Source organism: Methylobacterium sp. Leaf123, from assembly GCF_001423405.1.
Lineage (GTDB): Bacteria > Pseudomonadota > Alphaproteobacteria > Rhizobiales > Beijerinckiaceae > Methylobacterium.
The window spans coordinates 158,708-176,416 of the sequence record NZ_LMNS01000009.1; the positions used below are offsets into that span (position 1 = coordinate 158,708).

The 17,709-nt window shown below is 67.8% G+C and carries 15 protein-coding genes, 1 tRNA gene and 1 pseudogene; 6 read left to right on the forward strand and 11 right to left on the reverse strand.

The annotated features are described in order from the left end of the window. Nucleotides 1–14 precede the first annotated feature (14 nt). The 8 genes from recQ to rpsT form a co-directional block, all read right to left on the reverse strand. Complete coding sequence (gene recQ / locus ASF53_RS08915) at nucleotides 15–1,862, reverse strand: DNA helicase RecQ (RefSeq protein ID WP_056197099.1); 1,848 nt, start codon at nucleotides 1,860–1,862, stop codon at nucleotides 15–17. 330 nt (nucleotides 1,863–2,192) lie between these two features. Beyond that, nucleotides 2,193–2,804 (reverse strand): LysE family translocator, encoded by a 612-nt coding sequence (locus ASF53_RS08920; protein ID WP_056197101.1) that lies wholly within the window; start codon nucleotides 2,802–2,804, stop codon nucleotides 2,193–2,195. A gap of 7 nt (nucleotides 2,805–2,811) precedes the next feature. Continuing rightward, nucleotides 2,812–3,969 carry a DNA replication/repair protein RecF gene (gene recF / locus ASF53_RS08925; RefSeq protein ID WP_056197104.1) on the reverse strand — a complete coding sequence of 386 codons (1,158 nt, stop codon included), beginning with the start codon at nucleotides 3,967–3,969 and terminating at the stop codon, nucleotides 2,812–2,814. Beyond that, the gene (locus tag ASF53_RS08930) at nucleotides 3,962–4,258 is read right to left on the reverse strand and encodes a type II toxin-antitoxin system RelE/ParE family toxin (RefSeq protein WP_056197107.1); all 297 of its coding nucleotides are present in this window, start codon (nucleotides 4,256–4,258) and stop codon (nucleotides 3,962–3,964) included. Before ASF53_RS08930 ends, recF begins: the two co-directional genes overlap by 8 nt. Continuing rightward, nucleotides 4,255–4,506, reverse strand: coding sequence for a ribbon-helix-helix domain-containing protein (locus tag ASF53_RS08935; protein ID WP_056197109.1), 252 nt, complete (start codon nucleotides 4,504–4,506; stop codon nucleotides 4,255–4,257). Before ASF53_RS08935 ends, ASF53_RS08930 begins: the two co-directional genes overlap by 4 nt. A gap of 74 nt (nucleotides 4,507–4,580) precedes the next feature. Next, nucleotides 4,581–5,702 (reverse strand): DNA polymerase III subunit beta, encoded by a 1,122-nt coding sequence (gene dnaN, locus ASF53_RS08940; protein ID WP_056197111.1) that lies wholly within the window; start codon nucleotides 5,700–5,702, stop codon nucleotides 4,581–4,583. Nucleotides 5,703–6,005: 303 nt separating this feature from the next. Continuing rightward, the gene (gene dnaA, locus ASF53_RS08945; RefSeq protein ID WP_056197113.1) at nucleotides 6,006–7,511 is read right to left on the reverse strand and encodes a chromosomal replication initiator protein DnaA; all 1,506 of its coding nucleotides are present in this window, start codon (nucleotides 7,509–7,511) and stop codon (nucleotides 6,006–6,008) included. 806 nt (nucleotides 7,512–8,317) lie between these two features. Then, the gene (gene rpsT / locus ASF53_RS08950; RefSeq protein ID WP_056197115.1) at nucleotides 8,318–8,584 is read right to left on the reverse strand and encodes a 30S ribosomal protein S20; all 267 of its coding nucleotides are present in this window, start codon (nucleotides 8,582–8,584) and stop codon (nucleotides 8,318–8,320) included. A 282-nt stretch (nucleotides 8,585–8,866) separates the two neighbouring features. Here rpsT and ASF53_RS08955 point away from each other — a divergent pair. Next, nucleotides 8,867–8,941: transfer RNA gene (locus ASF53_RS08955), tRNA-Thr, on the forward strand. A 33-nt stretch (nucleotides 8,942–8,974) separates the two neighbouring features. Continuing rightward, nucleotides 8,975–9,334, forward strand: a pseudogene (locus ASF53_RS24845) (response regulator transcription factor); the annotation flags it as partial. Here ASF53_RS24845 and ASF53_RS08960 read toward each other — a convergent pair. Continuing rightward, entirely contained in the window at nucleotides 9,324–10,073 is a 750-nt protein-coding gene (locus tag ASF53_RS08960) for a Crp/Fnr family transcriptional regulator (RefSeq protein ID WP_286134253.1), read from the reverse strand. The pseudogene ASF53_RS24845 and the gene ASF53_RS08960 sit on opposite strands and share 11 nt — an antisense overlap. A 477-nt stretch (nucleotides 10,074–10,550) precedes the next feature. Between ASF53_RS08960 and ASF53_RS08965 the strand changes: the two genes are divergently transcribed. Genes ASF53_RS08965 through ASF53_RS08975 form a run of 3 tightly spaced genes read left to right on the forward strand, consistent with a single transcriptional unit; the run spans nucleotide 10,551 to nucleotide 13,941 of the window. Beyond that, a complete protein-coding gene (locus tag ASF53_RS08965; RefSeq protein WP_056197118.1) occupies nucleotides 10,551–12,449 on the forward strand; it encodes a sensor histidine kinase in 1,899 nt (632 codons plus the stop codon). 2 nt (nucleotides 12,450–12,451) lie between these two features. Next, nucleotides 12,452–12,898 (forward strand): response regulator, encoded by a 447-nt coding sequence (locus tag ASF53_RS08970; protein WP_056197120.1) that lies wholly within the window; start codon nucleotides 12,452–12,454, stop codon nucleotides 12,896–12,898. Beyond that, complete coding sequence (locus ASF53_RS08975; protein WP_056197122.1) at nucleotides 12,895–13,941, forward strand: sensor histidine kinase; 1,047 nt, start codon at nucleotides 12,895–12,897, stop codon at nucleotides 13,939–13,941. Before ASF53_RS08970 ends, ASF53_RS08975 begins: the two co-directional genes overlap by 4 nt. Nucleotides 13,942–14,160: 219 nt before the next feature. Here ASF53_RS08975 and ASF53_RS08980 read toward each other — a convergent pair whose 3' ends face one another. Continuing rightward, a complete protein-coding gene (locus tag ASF53_RS08980; RefSeq protein ID WP_056197124.1) occupies nucleotides 14,161–14,427 on the reverse strand; it encodes a hypothetical protein in 267 nt (88 codons plus the stop codon). Nucleotides 14,428–14,581: 154 nt separating this feature from the next. After that, the gene (locus ASF53_RS08985) at nucleotides 14,582–16,543 is read right to left on the reverse strand and encodes a hypothetical protein (RefSeq protein WP_056197126.1); all 1,962 of its coding nucleotides are present in this window, start codon (nucleotides 16,541–16,543) and stop codon (nucleotides 14,582–14,584) included. Nucleotides 16,544–16,830: 287 nt separating this feature from the next. Here ASF53_RS08985 and ASF53_RS08990 point away from each other — a divergent pair, with 287 nt between their 5' ends. Then, complete coding sequence (locus ASF53_RS08990) at nucleotides 16,831–17,577, forward strand: sigma-70 family RNA polymerase sigma factor (RefSeq protein ID WP_056197129.1); 747 nt, start codon at nucleotides 16,831–16,833, stop codon at nucleotides 17,575–17,577. Nucleotides 17,578–17,709: the final 132 nt, after the last annotated feature.

Here is a 17,709-nt window from a genome sequence, read left to right on the forward strand (position 1 = left end):
CTGCCCCCACTTGCTCAGCCGGCCCGCTTCGCGTCGGCGAGGAATTCGCGGATTGTGTCGGTGAAGCGCTCGCCATAGGCCTCGCGCTTGCGCTCGCCGACACCATGGACGGTTCGCAGCGCCCAGAGATCGACGGGTTTCGAGCGCGCCATCTCGATCAGGGTGCGGTCGGGGAACACCATGAAGGCGGCGATGCCTTCCGCCCGCGCGATGGTGGCGCGCAGCCCCCGCAGGTGCTGGAACAGAGCCTCGTCCGCCTCGCTCAGCGCATTTGCCTCGTCGTCGCGCGGCGTGGCGCGGCGGCTCCTCGGCTCGGCCTTCTTCGGCTCCGGATCGGGCCGCACCTCGATCGTTTCGCGACCGAACAGGATCGCCTCGCCCTTCTCGGTCATGACGAGGCCGCCATAACCGTCGGTGTTCTCGGCCACCGCTCCTGCGGCGAAGAGCTGGCGCAGCAGCGCGCGCCACGCCGCCACCGGCTTATCGTTGCCGACGCCGAAGGTTTTGAGCGCGGCGTGGCCGTTGCGACGGATGGATTCGCTCTCCTTGCCATGCACCACGTCGCAGACATAGGCCGCGCCGAAGCGCTGCCCGGTGCGGACGATGGCGGAGAGCAGCTTCTGGGCGGCCACCGTCCCGTCGATGAGGGAGATGCCGCCGCGGCAGAGATCGCAGCGCCCGCAGCGCTCGCTCGCCTCGCCGAAATAGCCGAGCAGCGATTGGCGGCGGCAGGCGGCCCCCTCACACAGGGCGATCATCGCCTCGAGCTTGCGCCGCTCGACCCGGCGGCGCTCCTCCGAGATCTCCTTCTCGTCGATCTGGCGGCGGCGCAACGCCATGTCGTCGAGGCCGTAGAGGGTCAGGGTGTCCGAGGGCAGCCCGTCGCGGCCGGCACGGCCGATCTCCTGATAATAGCCCTCGATGTTGGTCGGCATGTCGGCGTGGCAGACGTAGCGCACATCCGGCTTGTTGATGCCCATGCCGAAGGCGATCGTGGCGGTCATCACCACGCCGTCCTCCTGCAGGAAGGTGTCCTGGTTCTTCGCCCGCGTGCCCTGGTCGAGCCCGGCATGGTAGGGCAGGGCGTTGAAGCCGTCCCCCTTCAGGGTGTCGGCGAGCTGCTCCACCCGCTTGCGCGACGAGCAGTAGATGATGCCGCTCTCCGCACGGCGGTCGCGCAGGAACCGCTCCAACTGGCGGGTCGGATTGTCCTTGGGCTGGAAGGTCAGCCGGATGTTCGGCCGATCGAACGAGTGGACGAAGGTTTTCGGCGGGCGTCCCGCCGGGAACAGCCGCTCGGCGATCTCGGCGCGGGTCGCGGCGTCGGCGGTGGCGGTGAGTGCCAGGGTCTGCACGTTGCCGAGGGCTTCGCGAGCGCGGGCGATCTCGCGGTATTCCGGGCGGAAGTCGTGGCCCCATTGCGAGACGCAGTGCGCCTCGTCCACCGCGAGCCGCCGCACGCCGGCCCCGCGCAGGGCCTCCATGCAGCCATCCATCAGGAGACGCTCCGGCGAGACGAACAGCAGCCGCAGCTCACCGGAGCGGATCTTGCGCCACGTCTCCCGCGACGCCGCCTCCGCGATCGTCGAGTTGAGGGTCGCGGCCTCGATGCCGAAGGCGTGCATCTGCTGCACCTGATCGTGCATCAGCGCGATCAGCGGCGAGACCACAACCGTCAGACCGGCATCGACCAGGGCCGGCAATTGGTAGGTCATCGACTTGCCCGAGCCCGTCGGCATCACCGCGAACACGTCCGTGCCGTCGAGCACGGCGCCGATCACCTCGTCCTGGCCCGGACGGAAATCGTCGTAGCCGAAGGTCTTCTTGAGCGCGGCACGGGCCTCGTCGAGGCGTTTCGACATGGTGTCTCAATGGCTGGATTTGGGACCGCGAGGCGGCGCGTGTCGGTTCAGGTCGAGGCTGAGTCTACAACGGCAACGCGACGGCCGCAGCCGAGACCTGTGACCATGCCGCTAACCATCGACGAGACCGAACGGATTGCGGAGCAGTTGGCGGCTCGGTTGCGGGTTGGCAAGATCGGATCCATGCGTGTGGCGCTCGCCAACGAACGGTGCCTCCGTGAAGCCCCGCTCGCGGACGGCGTATCGCCTTCGCCGGGACACCATAGGATTGAGGCCAACGGGTCAGCGAAAGAGGGCCGATCTGGCCTGCCCGCCGAACCGGACTGCGGTTCACCGCACCGCGACAGCGATGGCTGCCCCTGCCATCACCGTGCCGGCGCCGCGATTGACCGCCCGCCTTGCGCCGACCGAGACGAAGAGGCGCCGAACCCGGAGCGCGGCAAGCGCGTAGGCGGTGAGCGTGGTGCCGAGAACGGCCACGATGGTCGCGGCAATCTCCATCATTCCAAGCGGCGTCAAATGCTCCAGATCGATCACGGTCGGCAGCAGCGCGAGGAAGAACAGGACGACCTTCGGGTTACCGAGCGTCAACGCCAAGCCACCGAGGAAGAGCCGCGGCCCGTTCTCGCCGCGCACGGGCTCACCCGAGATCGGTTCGACCGGCGCGGTCCAGGCGCGCCACGCAAGGTAGGCGAGATAGGCCGCGCCGAGATACCGGATGCCGACGAAGAGGGCGGCAAAGCTCTGCGCGAGCAGGGCGAAGCCGGTCGCTGCGATCGAGAACCAGAGCAAGTCGCCGACGAGGAACCCCGCGATGAAGGCGGGTACGCCGCGGGTTCCGCGCGCCAGCACGCGGGCGACGAGGGCGAACACGCCCGGCCCCGGTGAGGCAGCCGCAACCGCGTAGACGGCAGCAAACAGCGCGAGGCTCGACAGCGGCATTGGCGGTTCAACCGGCTTCCGACGCCACGATGCGCCCGTCCGCAATGTTGACCATGTCGGCCCGGCCTTGCAACTCGACGAACAGGGCCGGGTCGGCACCCGTCATCCAGACCTGCCCCTCCAAGGCTTCGAGCGCATCGAACAGCCCGCCACGGCGGCGCGGATCGAGATGCGCGGCCACCTCGTCGAGGAGGATGAGGGGCGCAAATCCGCTCATCGCGCGCACGAGGCGGGCATGGGCCAGCACGAGGCCGATCAGCAGCGCCTTCTGCTCGCCGGTCGAGGCGGTGGCGGCGGGCACGTCCTTGGGGCCGTGACGCACGACGAGGTCCGTGGTCTGCGGGCCGATCAGGGTGCGGCCGGCCGCCCGATCGCGATGGCGGCCCTGCATCAGCGCCCGGCGGAAGCGATCCTCCGCCTCCAAAGCCGGCCAGACCGCGACGAGATCGTCGAGGTCGCCCTCCAGCCGCAGCGAGGCCCAGGGGAAGGGTGCCGCATTGTCCCGCGTCTCGGCGATCAGCCGATCGAGGCGCTCCACCGTCTCGCGCCGGGCCAGCGCCACGGCGACACCGAGTTCGGCCACCTCACGCTCCACCGCATCGAGCCAGCGGCCGTCATCCGGCCGTTCGTCGAGCAAGCGGTTGCGCGAGCGCAGGGCTCGCTCCATCGCCGAAACGCGGGCGCCGTGGCCGGCATCGACGGCGAGCACGAGCCGGTCGAGAAAGCGGCGCCGGTCGCCGGCCGCACCGCGAAACAGCCCGTCGAAATCCGGTGTCAGCCAGACGATCCGCAGAAATTCAGAGAACGCCACGGGGGAGGGGGCGGGCGCCCCGTCGATCCGGCAGACCCGCGTGCCGCGCCCGTCATAGCCCGGCGGCTCATAGCCGGAGCCGAGGCGGTGCTCGGTCTCCGAGGCTTCGAGCGTCGCCGACACGGCGAAGCCGCCCGGTCCGCCGACGCGCGCCATCGTCGCGAGATCGGCCCGGCGCAGGCCGCGGCCGGGGCAGAACAGCGAGACCGCTTCGAGAATGTTCGTCTTGCCCGCCCCGTTCTCGCCGACCAGCGCCACGAAGCGGCGAGTGGTGGCAAGATCGAGATCGACGTGGTTGCGGAAATCGCGGGCGATCAGGCGGGTGAGGCGCGTCGCGACGGCGAACTCACTCATACGGCGACGGGCCGGAGCGATCCCGCGCGGAATGGAGCACGCGGTCGATGAGAACCGCATCTTCGCGCACGCGGTGAAGGATGAGGTATGAGCGGAACACGAGGATGCGGACGTCCGGTGCGATGTCAGGCGCAGGACGGCCCTGCAACGGGGTTCGGGACAAGGACTGGCAGCGTTCCCGCAGTTCGGCAACGAAGCTTACGGCCCGGCTCGGGTTGTCCGCGGCGATGTAGTCTGCGATTGACCGGAGATCTTCCCTGGCCTTACGCGAGATGACGACCGATCTCACGTGCCGGCCTTCGCCCTCGCGCTGTAATCGGCAGCCAGCTCATCGAGTACGATTTCGACCGGCTCGTAACCGCCACTCTCCGCGCCGTCGCGCCACGCCTCCCTCAATTCCCCGAGGCGCTCTTCGCGGGCCTTCAGGAGCCTGATGCCTTCGACAACGGCCGCGTCGGGTGACGGGAAGCGGCCGGCGGCCACAAGGCCGTCGACGAAGGCAGAGTGCAGGGGGTCGAGGATGACGGGCTTCGACATGGCCGATACGCCTATGGCAGTCTCGCCCACATCTTATCCCCCACGGGCGCGAGATGCGAGGCGCCGCCGGCGCGTCAAACGCGCATCGGCATCAACACGTAAAGCGCCGGAGCGCCCTCCCGATCCTGGATCAGCGTCGGCGAACCCGGATCGGCGAGCTTGAACAGGGCCGTGTCACCCTGGAGCTGGGCGGTGATGTCGAGCAGGTAGCGGGCATTGAAGCCGATATCGAGGGCGGAGGCGTCGTAATCGACGTCCAGCTCTTCGGTCGCCGAACCGGCATCCGGGTTGGTCACGGACAGGGCGAGACGGCCTTCGCCCATGGCGAGCTTCACCGCGCGGCCGCGCTCGGACGAGATGGTCGAGACGCGGTCCACTGCCTTGGCGAAGGCGTCGCGCTCCACCGTCAGGCGCTTGTCGTTGCCGGTCGGGATCACGCGCTGATAGTCGGGGAAGGTGCCGTCGATCAGCTTCGAGATCAGGGTCACGCCGCCGGCAAACGTCAGGCGGATCTTGGCCGGGGACAGCTCGACCTGCACGCTGTCGCCGCCATCGTCGACGAGCTTTTGGATCTCGGCAACGGCCTTGCGCGGCACGATGATGCCCGGCATGCCGCGGCTGCCGTCGGGGGCCTCGGTCTCGACGCGCGCGAGCCGGTGCCCATCGGTCGCCACCGCGCGCAGCTTCAGCGCGCCCTCGACCTCGAGGGTGTGGAAGTAGATGCCGTTGAGATAATAGCGCGTCTCCTCGGTGGAGATCGCGAACTGCGTCTTCTCGATGAGCTGCTTCAGCTCGGCCGCGGGAATGACGAAGGAATGCGGCAGCTCGCCCGCGGCGAGATCGGGGAAATCGCCCTCCGGCAGGGCGCCGAGTGCAAAGCGCGAGCGGCCGGACCGGATCGTCATCTGGCCCGTCTCGCCGGAGGTCTCCAGCGAGACCTGCGCCCCCTCGGGCAGCTTGCGAACGATGTCGTAGATGACGTGGGCCGGCACCGTCGTGGCGCCGGCATCGAGCACGTCGGCGGCCACGGTCTCGGTCACCTCGATATCGAGGTCGGTCGCCTTGAGCTGAAGGCCGTTCTCGCCGGTGCGCAGCAGGACGTTGGAGAGGATCGGAATCGTGTTGCGCCGCTCCACCACCCGGTGCACGTGGCCGAGCGATTTCAGGAGGGCCGCGCGCTCGACTGTGACTCTCATCGGAAAACCCGTCGTCTCTTGAACAATCGGCCCGCCCGCCGTCGATCAGGCCGGATAAGGATGTGGCTCACCAAACGCCCGTTCCGCCATCGCGACCGGAGAAGGGGCCGGCGACCGGACGTTTCGCGAGGCACTCCGAAGCGGAACGGGGCCGGCAGCTTGGCGAAGCGCCCCCCCGAAGGCAAGGGCGGCCTTCGCACTGTCCCGCCCCTCGACGGCAAACGGCTCGGACCGGATCCGCAGGGAGGATGAACTGCCCCAAGACGAGACCGGGACGAACCCGGCCCCGCCCGTGGCCGTCTCTCAGTCTTGCAGCATGCGCTTCAGCAGCTCGACCTCGTCGCCGAGCACCGCATCCTCACCGATCTGCTTCTCGATCTTGCGCACCGCGTGCAGCACGGTGGTGTGATCACGCCCGCCGAAGCGGCGGCCGATCTCGGGCAGGGAGCGCAGGGTCAGCACCTTCGACAGATACATGGCGATCTGGCGCGGTTTCACCACGGCAGCGGTCCGGCGCTCGGACAGGATATCGGAACGCGAGACATTGTAGCGCGAGGCCACCAGCTTCTGGATGTCCTCGATCTTCACCCGCTTGGGCTCGCGGTTCTTCACGAGGTCGCGGATCGCGGTCTCCGCGGTCTCGACCGTCACCGGCGCGCCGGTCAGCGTCGCGTGAGCCAGGAGCCGGTTCACCGCACCTTCGAGATCGCGGCCATTGGCCGTGATCGCGCGGGCGACATAGGCCGAGACCGCTGGGGAGACCTCGAAGTTCGGGTGGCTCTGGCGCACGGCATCGAGCCGGGCGGAGAGGATCGAGGCACGAAGCCCCTCGTCGAGCCCGCCGATTTCGACGACGAGACCACCGGCGAGGCGCGAGCGCACGCGCTCGTCGAGCGCTTCCAGCTCCGTCGGCGGCCGGTCGGAGGCGACCACCACCTGACGGCCCGAATCGATCAGCGCGTTGAGGGTGTGGCCGAACTCGGTCTGGATCGACTTGCCCTGGATGAACTGCACGTCGTCGAGGATGAGCAGGTCGATCGCCCGCAGACGCTCCTTGAAGGCCAGCGCGTTCTGCGTCTTCAGGGCGTTGACGAAGCCGTACATGAAGCGGTCGGCGGTGAGGTAGATCACCCGGCGCCCGGCCTCGCGGGCGGCATGGCCGGCCGCGTGAAGCAGGTGCGTCTTGCCGAGGCCGACGCCGGCATGGACGTAGAGCGGGTTGTAGAGCGCGCCGTCGCTGTCGCTGCGGGCGATCCGCTCGGCGGCGGCATGAGCCAGCGCGTTGGAGCGACCGACGACGAAGTTCGCGAAGGACAGCCGCGCATCGAGCGGCGCACCGTTGAGATCGACCCCAGCCGAATCGCCGCGGGGCGAGGCGATCTCGGTCTCGATCATCGGGCCGGGGCCCTGAAGGGCCGCAGGCGTCGCAATCGCGTGGAGACGGGTCAACGGCCCGCTCGTCGCGTTCGACTTCGCCGGCACGCCGGCACTCGGCCGGACCGGGGCGGAGGGGCCGCGCACGCCGACCTCGATGCGACTCACGCCATCGGCCTCAGCGCGGAAGGTCGTCAGCACCCGGTCGATGTAATGCGATTCGATCCAGCTCTTGAGAAACCGAGTCGGAACGGTGAGGCGGGCGACGCCCCCTTCCACGTTCTCCAGTTCGAGGCGGGCGAACCAGCTTGCGAAAACGTCCTCGCCAAGTTCCGCCCGCAGCCGCCGCTTCACCCGTGTCCAGGCGGCGGGAAGATCGACGCTTCCCCTGCCGTTTCCGCCATCGCCGTCCGACATGCTGCCGTCGAGGTGCATCACCGTGTCTCCTCGCATCCTCAGCCGGCGGACCGGAGGGGACGCGTACGCATACGCCACACGAGAGGAGGCTCCGCCCGATCGGGGCGGTGCCGAGAGTGGCCGCGGCGCTGTCAAGAGCGGCGTCGCGGCCCATCGCTAAAGATGGCTGTGTATCAACAATCCTCTATCGTTCTCCTAACAGCGGGACGATCGGGGAAAACATCTTCGCGCCCACCGAGTCGTCAGCCCACGACCAAGAGTCGAAGGCCTGCCCGCAACTTGGGGATGACTCTGGGGGTACCGGTGCTGAACTTGTCGAGCCGCTCGCCCGGCAAGGTTTTGTTAAGCTACACGGCCGGCGCGGCTGCATGCAATGGAAAGCACTCGCCGCATGGTTAACGAAACCTTCACGGCACCCTCAACGGGTGCGCGCAAGGGTCGATTCGGGATAACCCGACGCGAATTGTGGAGAAGCCTCACGGGCCGGTGCACAACCGTGACCGACCGAGCCTGAGCGCGGCACCCGATCCGGAGCACGGCGAGGCCCGCCCGGTTTGATGTCGATCACCGAACGCCCGCTGCGCCGCCGTGCTTAAGGGGAGACGAGGGGCAACTAGGCGCTCTTCAAGCTCGGCGGGCGACAGCACCTGAGGGGAGGGGTCGTTCGCCCTACCCCTGCGGCCGACCGAGGCCTGCACGACGACTCGCGGGGCATGCAGACATGAAAAAAGCCCGGCCTGTGCGGCCGGGCTGAATGCAGCGTCGTCTCGAACCGGCTCCCCGAAAACCTTCCGCTGGGAAGGACGGGAGTCGTCAGAGTCCGATCAGGCCGCGATGGCCTTCACGCGGGCGGCCAAGCGGGAAACCTTCCGCGAGGCATTGTTCTTATGAACGATGCCGTTCTGGGCAGCGCGCATGATCTCCGGCTCGGCGGCGCGGAGGGCGGTGAGGGCTTGGCCCTGATCGCCGGTCGCAATCGCCTCCTCGACCTTGCGGACGAAGGTACGCATCCGCGAACGGCGCGAGCGGTTGATCGCCGTACGCTTGGCGATCTTGCGGGTCATCTTCTTGGCCGACACGGTGTTGGCCATGGGGCATCCTCGTCTGGTCGTGGCGGCAAGAACGCGGCCCGGAGCATCCGGTGTCGGTCAACGCAGCCTGATGATAAGCAAAGGCGAAAAGACCGGGCGCAAGACTGCGGCCGGACGTGGTGGCTGCTCTATAGCGGCAGCCCCAGGGCCCGTCAACAAATCGTCACGCCATCGCTCGATCTCACAGCTCATGCATTTTGTGCGACGGAAGAGCGTTGCCAAGCGAAATTCGATCGGCTAATGCCCCTCCAGTCCGGCGGCGGCACCGCCCCCCGGCCCCGCGCTGCGGTAGCTCAGTGGTAGAGCACCTCATTGGTAATGAGGAGGTCGAGAGTTCAATCCTCTCTCGCAGCACCATCCATCCCCCCCCTGATTTCGTTAAACGTCGTAAAGCCGTGCGAGCCAGCGGTGCTGCTGACCGTCGTCTCGGCTGCGTTGGCCGAGCTGCGCACCGACACTAAGCGCAGCCACGCGCGACGACGCCAAGCTTCGCATCGCGACCCTTTCGCCCCGAGAACGGGAAGTGTTGGAGGGTTTGCTGGCCGGCGGCACAAACAAGTCGATCAATCGGCACTCGGCATCAGTCCGTTTACCGTCGAAATCCACCGGGCCCGCGTCATGGAAGCGCTCGGGGCGCGGACCCTGCCGGACGCGGTGCTGATGCCGGCCCGAGGGGGGATGCAACCAACCGCTATCCTCGAGGAACGAGGGGCGGACGCTGCGGCGGCGAAGAACGCCGTCAGGCGGTGAGCTTGTCGGGTGCCGGGGGCCGCAGCGGGACAGCCGCTAGCTCCAGATAGGACGGGTCATACTCGGCCAGCACCTTGACCCCCTCGGGCTTCAGGATCGTGAGCCGGCGGCCGGACAGCTCGATCAGGCCGTCGCGACGCAGCTTCTGCAGGACGCGATTGACGTGAACGCACGACATGCCGAGCGTGTCGGCAAGATCGGCCTGCGTGATGGGGAAGCTGTACTGGTTACCGGGGGCGAGACCGGCGGTCCGCAGGCGCAGGAGCATCTCGCACAGGAAGTGCGCCAGCCGCTCGGGACCGGATCGCGAGCCGAGATTGGTGATCCATTCGCGCAGGGTCGCCGATTCGGTCAGCCGAACCATCTGCAGGGCGCGGGCGATCCGCGGACGTTGCCGGATGAGGTTCTCGTAGTCGGCGCGCGGAATGAAGGCGAGCTGGCAGGCGGTCAGTGTTCCGACCGCGCAATCGAGCGGCAGACGGAAGTCGAGATCGAGCTCGAACAGGTCACCCGGCAGGAGGTAGGCCGTGATCTGTCGCCGCCCGTTCGTGAGGAACTTGTAGCGGCAGGCGAAGCCGTCGAGCACCAGGATGGCGCTCTCCGGGATGTCGGACTGGTGCAGAAGCGGCGTCTGCGCCGCGTAGCGGCGGCCGTTTGCGGCCCATTCCGCCAAGTCCAGAAGATCATCCGGGGTCAAATCCACATAGGTCGCGAGCTTGCGCGCCAGGGGATCGCGCAACGGCTGCTCAGGCCGCGCGCCCTGAATCGGCTCCGAAAGGACCGGCCCACCGGTTTGAGATGCAGCAGTCTCTCCCTCGTCGAGCGTTGCTCGACTGGATCCGGACGCGAGCGGCGGGGTCATGAGGCAATCCGATCGCTTCTGCCGCATCTGCTTCTGGTACTCAGCCATACACGTCCGCCATCCATGCGACATTCCGCGCATGGTCGCATCTGTTTCCTACCTAAGGTAGTTACAGAAGCAAGCGGGTTGCGTCCATTCTCCGACCTAAAACGCTCTCGTGATTTTGTGCGACAATGACCGGCGCGACGATCTCAGTGGCGGGCCGCGATAGCGTCAAGCGTGGGGGCACTGTAACTTAAGCGGGTCTCGGGCCGCCGTGCCGCGCCCGGCTCGCATCGTCGCGGTTCGTGGAGCGGACCCGATGGCGCTCGTGGCGCAAGCACGTATCGACAGCCTCCGAGATTCGGCACGACGATGGTTTCCACCGGCTACAATCCGGCGCTCGTGGCGCTGTCCCTCGCCATCGCCGTACTCGCCTCCTACACCGCGCTCGATCTCGGCGGTCGCATGCGTGCCGCCGCGTCCGGGCTGGGCTGGGCTTGGCTTCTGGGTGCCTCTCTGGCGATGGGGGGCGGCATCTGGTCGATGCACTTCGTCGGGATGCTGGCCTTCGAGATGGGCCTGCCCGCCGCCTACGACCTCGGCCACACGCTCCTGTCCCTGCTCATCGCCATCGGGACGACCGGCGCGGCCCTCGCCTGGGTCGGCCGTCGACGGGCCGGCCGCTGGGACGTCCTGGTCGCCGGCCCCGTGATGGGGATCGGCGTGGCGGCGATGCACTATACAGGGATGGCCGCGATGCGGATGCCCGGTCATCTTGCCTACAGCGTGCCGATCGTCGCGCTCTCGGTCGGGATCGCCATCACTGCGGCGACCGTCGCTCTGTGGCTGACCTTCCGCCCGACCAGCGTCTGGCAGCGCTTCGCCGCCGCCCTGATCATGGGCGTTGCGGTGGCCGGGATGCACTACACCGGCATGGCGGCCGCGACGATCACCGCCGAGGAAGCCGGCGCCCATTCCGCTCATGTCGCCGCAACCAGCGTGGATCAGCAGAATCTCGCCCTCTACGTCGCCGGCGTGACCTTCGTGATCCTGTTTCTCGCGATGCTCGCCTCCGCGTTCGATCAGCAGCGGATCCAGGGCGAGTTGCGGGCGAGCGAAGAGCGCTTTCGGGCCGCCGTCCGAGCGGTGCGCGGCGTGCTGTGGACCAACGACCCGCAGGGGCGGATGACGGGCGAGCAACCCGGCTGGGCGGCCCTCACGGGGCAAACCCGCGCCGAATACGAGGGCTTCGGCTGGGCCGACGCCGTGCATCCGGAGGACCGGCAGGCGAGCGTCGCGGCTTGGAACGCGACGGTCGCCGCCCGCAGCACCTTCCTCCACGAGCATCGCGTGCGCGCCCGCGACGGCCTGTGGCGTCACTTCTCGATCCGCGCGATCCCCGTGCTCGATCCGCAGGGCGCCATCCGCGAATGGGTCGGCGTCCACACCGACATCACCGAGCAGCGCGAGGCTGAGGCGGAGTTACGAGAATCGAACGAGGAGATTCAGCGCTACGCCTATATCGTCAGCCACGACCTGCGTGCGCCGCTCGTCAACGTGATGGGCTTCACGAGCGAGCTGGAGGCGGTGCGCCAGGAATTGCTGATGGTGCTGCGCGACCACCCGCAGGGCGCGCGGATCGATGAGGACATCACCGAGGCGCTGAGCTTCATCCAGGCGGCCATCGTCAAGATGGAGCGGTTGATCGCCGCGATCCTGAAGCTCTCGCGGGAGGGCCGGCGCCGGTTCAGCCCGGAGCCGCTGGCAATGACACCGGTCATCCGCGGCATCGCCGACGCACAGCGCCATCAAGCCGGACGCAAGGGCGTGACGGTGACGGTAGCGGAGGATCTTCCCGCGATCGTGGCCGACCGGCTCGCCGTGGAGCAGGTCTTCGGCAACCTGATCGACAATGCCCTCAAATATCTCGATCCGGCCCGGCCCGGAACGATCGAGGTCACGGCCCGGCCCGCGCCCGGCAACCGGATTCGCTTTGCCGTCTCCGATACCGGGCGGGGGATCGCCCCGCAGGATCACGGCCGCATCTTCGAGCTATTCCGGCGGTCCGGCGCGCAGGATCAGCCGGGGGAGGGGATCGGGCTGGCCAGCGTGAAAGCATTGGTGCGCGCCCTCGGCGGCCGGATCGAGGTTTCATCGCAGCCGGGCGTCGGCACAACCTTTATCGTGACGCTGCCCCGCGAGCCGGTTACAGGCCGAGGTGGGGCCGCGAAATCCGATTCTCCCGATACGATGACCTTGGCCGCGGAGTAGCGATGCAGCCCCCTTTCCATACCGTCAGCATCGTGATGATCGAGGACGATGAGGGGCATGCCCGGCTGATCGAGCGCAACATTCGGCGCGCGGGGGTCAACAACGAGATTCTACCGTTTCGCGACGGGACCTCGGCGCTCGAATTCCTGTTCGGGGCCGACGGCAGCAGCGAGGTGAGCGGGCGGCGCCACCTCCTGATCCTGCTCGATCTCAACCTGCCGGACATGACCGGCATCGACATCTTGGAGCGGATCAAGGCCAATCCGCACACCAAGCGCTCGCCGGTCGTCGTCCTCACGACCACCGACGACAGCCTTGAGATTCAGCGCTGCTACGATCTCGGGGCGAACGTCTACATCACCAAACCCGTGAATTACGAAGGCTTTTCCAACGCCATCCGTCAGCTCGGGCTGTTCTTCTCGGTCATTCAGGTTCCCGAGAACTCATGAGCGACCCGCCCCCCGCCTCCTGCCGCATCCTCTATATCGACGACGATCCCGGCCTCGGGCGCCTCGTGCAGCGCTCGCTCCAGGCACGGGGGCACCATGTCGAGCTGGCCGCGAGCGGCACGGATGGGCTGGCACGGGCGCAAGCCGGCGAAATCGACCTCATCGCCCTCGACCATCACATGCCGGACCGGACCGGTCTCGAATTGCTGCCGATGCTGCGCGCCCTGCCGGACGCGCCGCCGGTGATCTACGTGACCGGCTCCGAGGACAGCCGTGTGGCGGTGGCCGCCCTCAAGGCGGGCGCGGTCGATTACGTCTGGAAGGACGTCCAGGGCCAGTTCCGGGAATTGCTCGGCGAGGCGGTCGATACCGCCCTGCGCCAGGAGGCTCTGCGGCGCGACAAGGAGCGGGCGGAAGCCGCCGTCCGCGAAGCACGCGACCGGGCGGAGCTGCTGCTGCGTGAGGTGAACCACCGGGTCGCCAACTCCCTCACCCTCGTCGCGGCGCTCGCCCGGATGCAGACCAACGCCGTGGCGGACCCGGCGGCTAAGGAGGCGCTGGAAGAGATGCAGGCCCGCATCTCGGCCATCGCCGGCATTCACCGCCGGCTCTACACCTCGCAGGATGTCGAGGCCGTGGAACTCGATGCTTACCTGTCCGGCCTCGTCGAGGAGTTGCAACTCGCGATGAAGGCATCGGGGCGCGACCATGCCATCCGCCTGCATGCGGAGCCGATCCGCTTGGCCACCGACAAGGCGGTTTCGCTCGGGGTCGTCGTCACCGAACTCGTCACCAACGCCTACAAATATGCCTATCCCGCCGAGACCCAGGGCGAGATCCGGGTTCAGGTGATGCGCCAGGGCCCCGACACGCTCTCGCTGGCCGTCGAGGATGACGGGATCGGCTGGACGGGGGAGGGGGAGGCGAAGGGCACCGGCCTCGGCTCGCGCATCATCCGGGCCATGGCCTCCAACCTTCGCTCGGTGCTGACCTACGTTCCCGGCCCGAGCGGAACCCGCGCGGTGCTGTCGTTCCAAGCCTGACACCGATCATCAACCCGGAAGCGGCGCCCGCCGCGCCGCACCGCAGGGCATTTTCTCGATCGAGGGGATGAACCGCTTCGATTGAGGCCGGTTACCCGCTCAACAGGTCTCCTGCCTGTTTCTCCGAGACTTCGACCCGCCCGGCTCGGCCGGCGCGGGCTTTTTTGTGGGTTTTCGCGAGTCGAAGCGAAGCATCTCGCCTCGGGCGAACTCGGCAGTTCAGAACCGGCGGCAGCGGACCGCATCGTCGGCGGGCGAGGCGTGGATGATCTGCCCGCCCGCCGCCTCGCAGGTCGAGCGGAACGACCGCTCGGAGCGATGGAAGCCCCAGATGGCGACCATCGGCGCGACCATGATGAACACGGTCATGCCCATGATGAAGGCGGGAAACCAATCCGGCATCCGCGGAGGCGATGGCGGCTCCGGCCGGATCGGCGGCATCGGTGCCAGGAAGGCCAGGAGCGGGAGCACGTCCGAGACGCTCATGGTTCGGGCTCATTCGCTGGGGTGGCTCAGGCCGTGGGAGCGCCACGGTTGCCGGATGGATCGAGATTAACCAGCCATAGCCGCGTCGGATCACCGCAAAACGCAATCCGGGCGATGCGTCGCAGCCGCAGCCGGGATTGCGGGACGATGGTCCTCACGGCACCGGCACGGCTTCGGTCAACCGGTTGACCGAGAGCAGATAGGCGACGAGGTCCGCCTGCTCTTTGCCTGAAACGCCGGCCTCGGCATCGGCCCAGTAGGTGTGTCCCTCGCCGGTGGCGCGTGCGGTGCGGGCCTTCGGGGAAGCCTTGTTCGCCGCGACGACCTTTGCGCGGAGGCTGCGATCGACCAAAGCCCGCAAGCTGTTGGCCGGATCGGGCGGGATGCCCGCATCGAGCGTACCCGGAACGCCGAGTTGCACGTCAGCGTCGGCACCGACCGCGACGCCGGAATCGTGGAGATAGGGCGCGCTCCAGGCGAGGCCGACGAGGTTCGGCACCTTGTAGCCGCCCCCGGTGCCGGCATGGGCCCAGGCCAACTGCACCTGTTTGAGCGCCTCACCCTCCAGGGGAATCGGCACGAGCTTGGGATCGGGTGGAAGCGGGAACGGGGTGTCGGTGGCAAAGACGGCCGGCGGGGCAAGCCGCGCCTCCATCCGCACGGTCGAGTGCGCGCGGCTCGGCTGCGTACCGATCTCCGCGACGGGGATGACTCGATGGTTGGTGAGCGCCGGCCCGGAATGGCAGCCGGCGCAGCCGACGCGTTCGAACACCGCCCGCCCGCTTTTCACCCGCTCGGCCTCGAGGGGCGTCTCGGGCGCGCGCAACAGATTTTGGAAAGCGGACATCGCGTTGTTGGCGTAGTTGGCCGGCTCCCCCGGGACCGATGCGAGCAGGCCGTTATCGGTCATGTAGTTGGTGGCGGGGAACGACGGCAGCACGGCGTAGCTGTTGAGGCCCGGCGTCCCCGGAGTCGGATCGGCCGCCGCCAGCACATCCGTCGGGCGTTGGCCCGAAGCCGGATCGTAGCGCAGGGACGCCACGGCCGAGCCTTGCAGGACCGTGCCGAGATAGACCTGCGGATCGAGCCCGAACAGCGTCTTGGCGGCGCTCGTCTGCTGGGTCGTATCGGAGTTGGCCGCGTGGACGTTGTTGTTCAGCGCTGAGAGCCCTTTGAACGGGCCGATACCGGCCCGCCCGCTCCAGCTATAGGGCTCGCCATAGGCCGAGAAGCTCGAGGGGATCGAGGTCGGGTTGGTCTCGCGGTCGGCGGAGGAATCGAAGCTGCCGGCGGGCCAGCTCGCGACCTCCACCTTGGCAGCGGCCTCGAACCGCGCGGGATCGGGGAGGGCGGTCTTCGTCCCGTCCTCGGTCGTGACGCTGCGTGCCGGATCGCCGGGATGGGCGGAAGGGTCGGCGCTGCCATGCATGAAGTAGGCGGTCGCGTTACTGGCGAGCGCCATCAGCAGACCGGCATTGAGATCGGTGTTGGGCGCGCCCTCCACCACCTTGCCGGATTGCGGATCGACCGCCGTGTGACAGAGCGCGCAAGTGATGCCCATGCGCAGATGTCCGCGATCGTAGAAGGTGCGGATGCCGAGGATGAAGGGCGAGCCGCGCGGCACGTCGAGGCCCGTCGGGACCAGTTCGCCCGTCTTCCAGACCCGGTCACCCACGGTCACGTCGCGGGCCATGCGGACCTTCAGGTTGGTGGTGCCGGCGCCGCCGAGCATGAGGATGGCACGCGCCACCTCGAAGGGCGTTAGCCCGCCATCGAGCATGCCCATCACGTCGGACAGGAACACCTCGTTGCCGAACGTCTCGCGATAGAACGCTTCGCGGCCCCGCTTCACCAGCGCATCATCGATCGCCACGGCGCCGTTCTCGGGCGACAGGGTGGCGCGTCCCTCCGGTGTGGCTTTCAGCCGCTCCGCCTCCTCCCGCGCGATGCGGCGGCCGAGGACGTCGTAGGCGGTTTCGATCGGGGCAAGTTCGGGATTGAGAAGGTCGCCCGCCTCCGGCATCGGCGCGTAGCTGAAACGGGCAAGGGAGCCGGTGACGAGAACGGTGCCGATGACGGCCGCGGAAATGACGAATACCCGAAGTGGCCGACCCATTACGATGCACGATCCCCTTCACGACGCGGCCGCAAAACTGCGCAGAGCCAACCTTGTTCGCCGAGTCTCGTTCGGTGCGATTGGAAAAAAGGAATGCGAGGTTGGTTTTCACACCGGCGCGACCGCGCACATCGTCGGATTGGGAACGCCCGCCTCTTCCGTGGGACGCCGATACGCTCTTTCGAGCGCTGATAATCTATGTTGGCGCAGGGGATGGAAAATCGCGAGACAAGTCCGGCCTTGGGGCACGAATCCCTGCGCGCGTCCGTGACCAGCCAAAGGCCCTGATGCCAAAGACTGCCTTCGACGACCTCGCCTCGCCCCTCGACGATGAGGTGCCGACGCTCCCTGCTGCTGTCCAGCAGCGCCTTGGAGCGCTTCTTGCCGATGCCTACGCGCAGATTCCGGGAAATCCGGGTGTCGAAGCCGGTCGCTTCGACGCCTTGCTGGCCAGGCTGGAGACCGTCCTCGTCGCCCAGGAGGGGAAGGACGAGGAATCGTTCCGATCCGCCATCATCGAGATGACGCCGCGCCTCTACAACTTCGCCATGTCGCTGACGAAGAACCCGTCGGCCGCCGACGACCTCGTACAGGATACGTTCCTGCGGGCGTGGCGCAGCCGCTCGCGCTTCACCGTCGGCACCAATCTCGGCGCGTGGCTGTTCACGATCATGCGCAACGCGTTCTACTCGCGCCACCGCAAGGAGGTCCGCGAGGTCGCCGACAGCGACGGCGATTACGCCGAGCGCCTCGCGGCGGCCCCCGAGCAATCGGGCCATGTCGATCTGATGGACGCGCAGACCGCGCTCGGGAAGCTTCCACTGCCGATGCGGCAGGCGTTGATCCTCGTGGCGATCGAGAACCTCAGTTACGAGGAAGCGGCGACCGTCATGAATTGCCGCATCGGCACGGTGAAGAGCCGGGTGTGGCGTGCGCGGGAACAGCTCGCGCAGATCCTCGGCTACAGCGCCGCCGATGTCGGCTCCGACAGCATGACGCTGTCGGCCGTCAGCGGCTCGACCTGGATGGCCTAGCTCCTAAGAGCCCGTCCGATAATGTCTGGCCGGGGTTGAGTGGCCGGGATGGCGGTGATTCCAGAAGGGTGCTGAAGCCTGATCTGGACGTGCCATGTGGACCCCGACCACTCGCCGGCAGCATAACCGTGC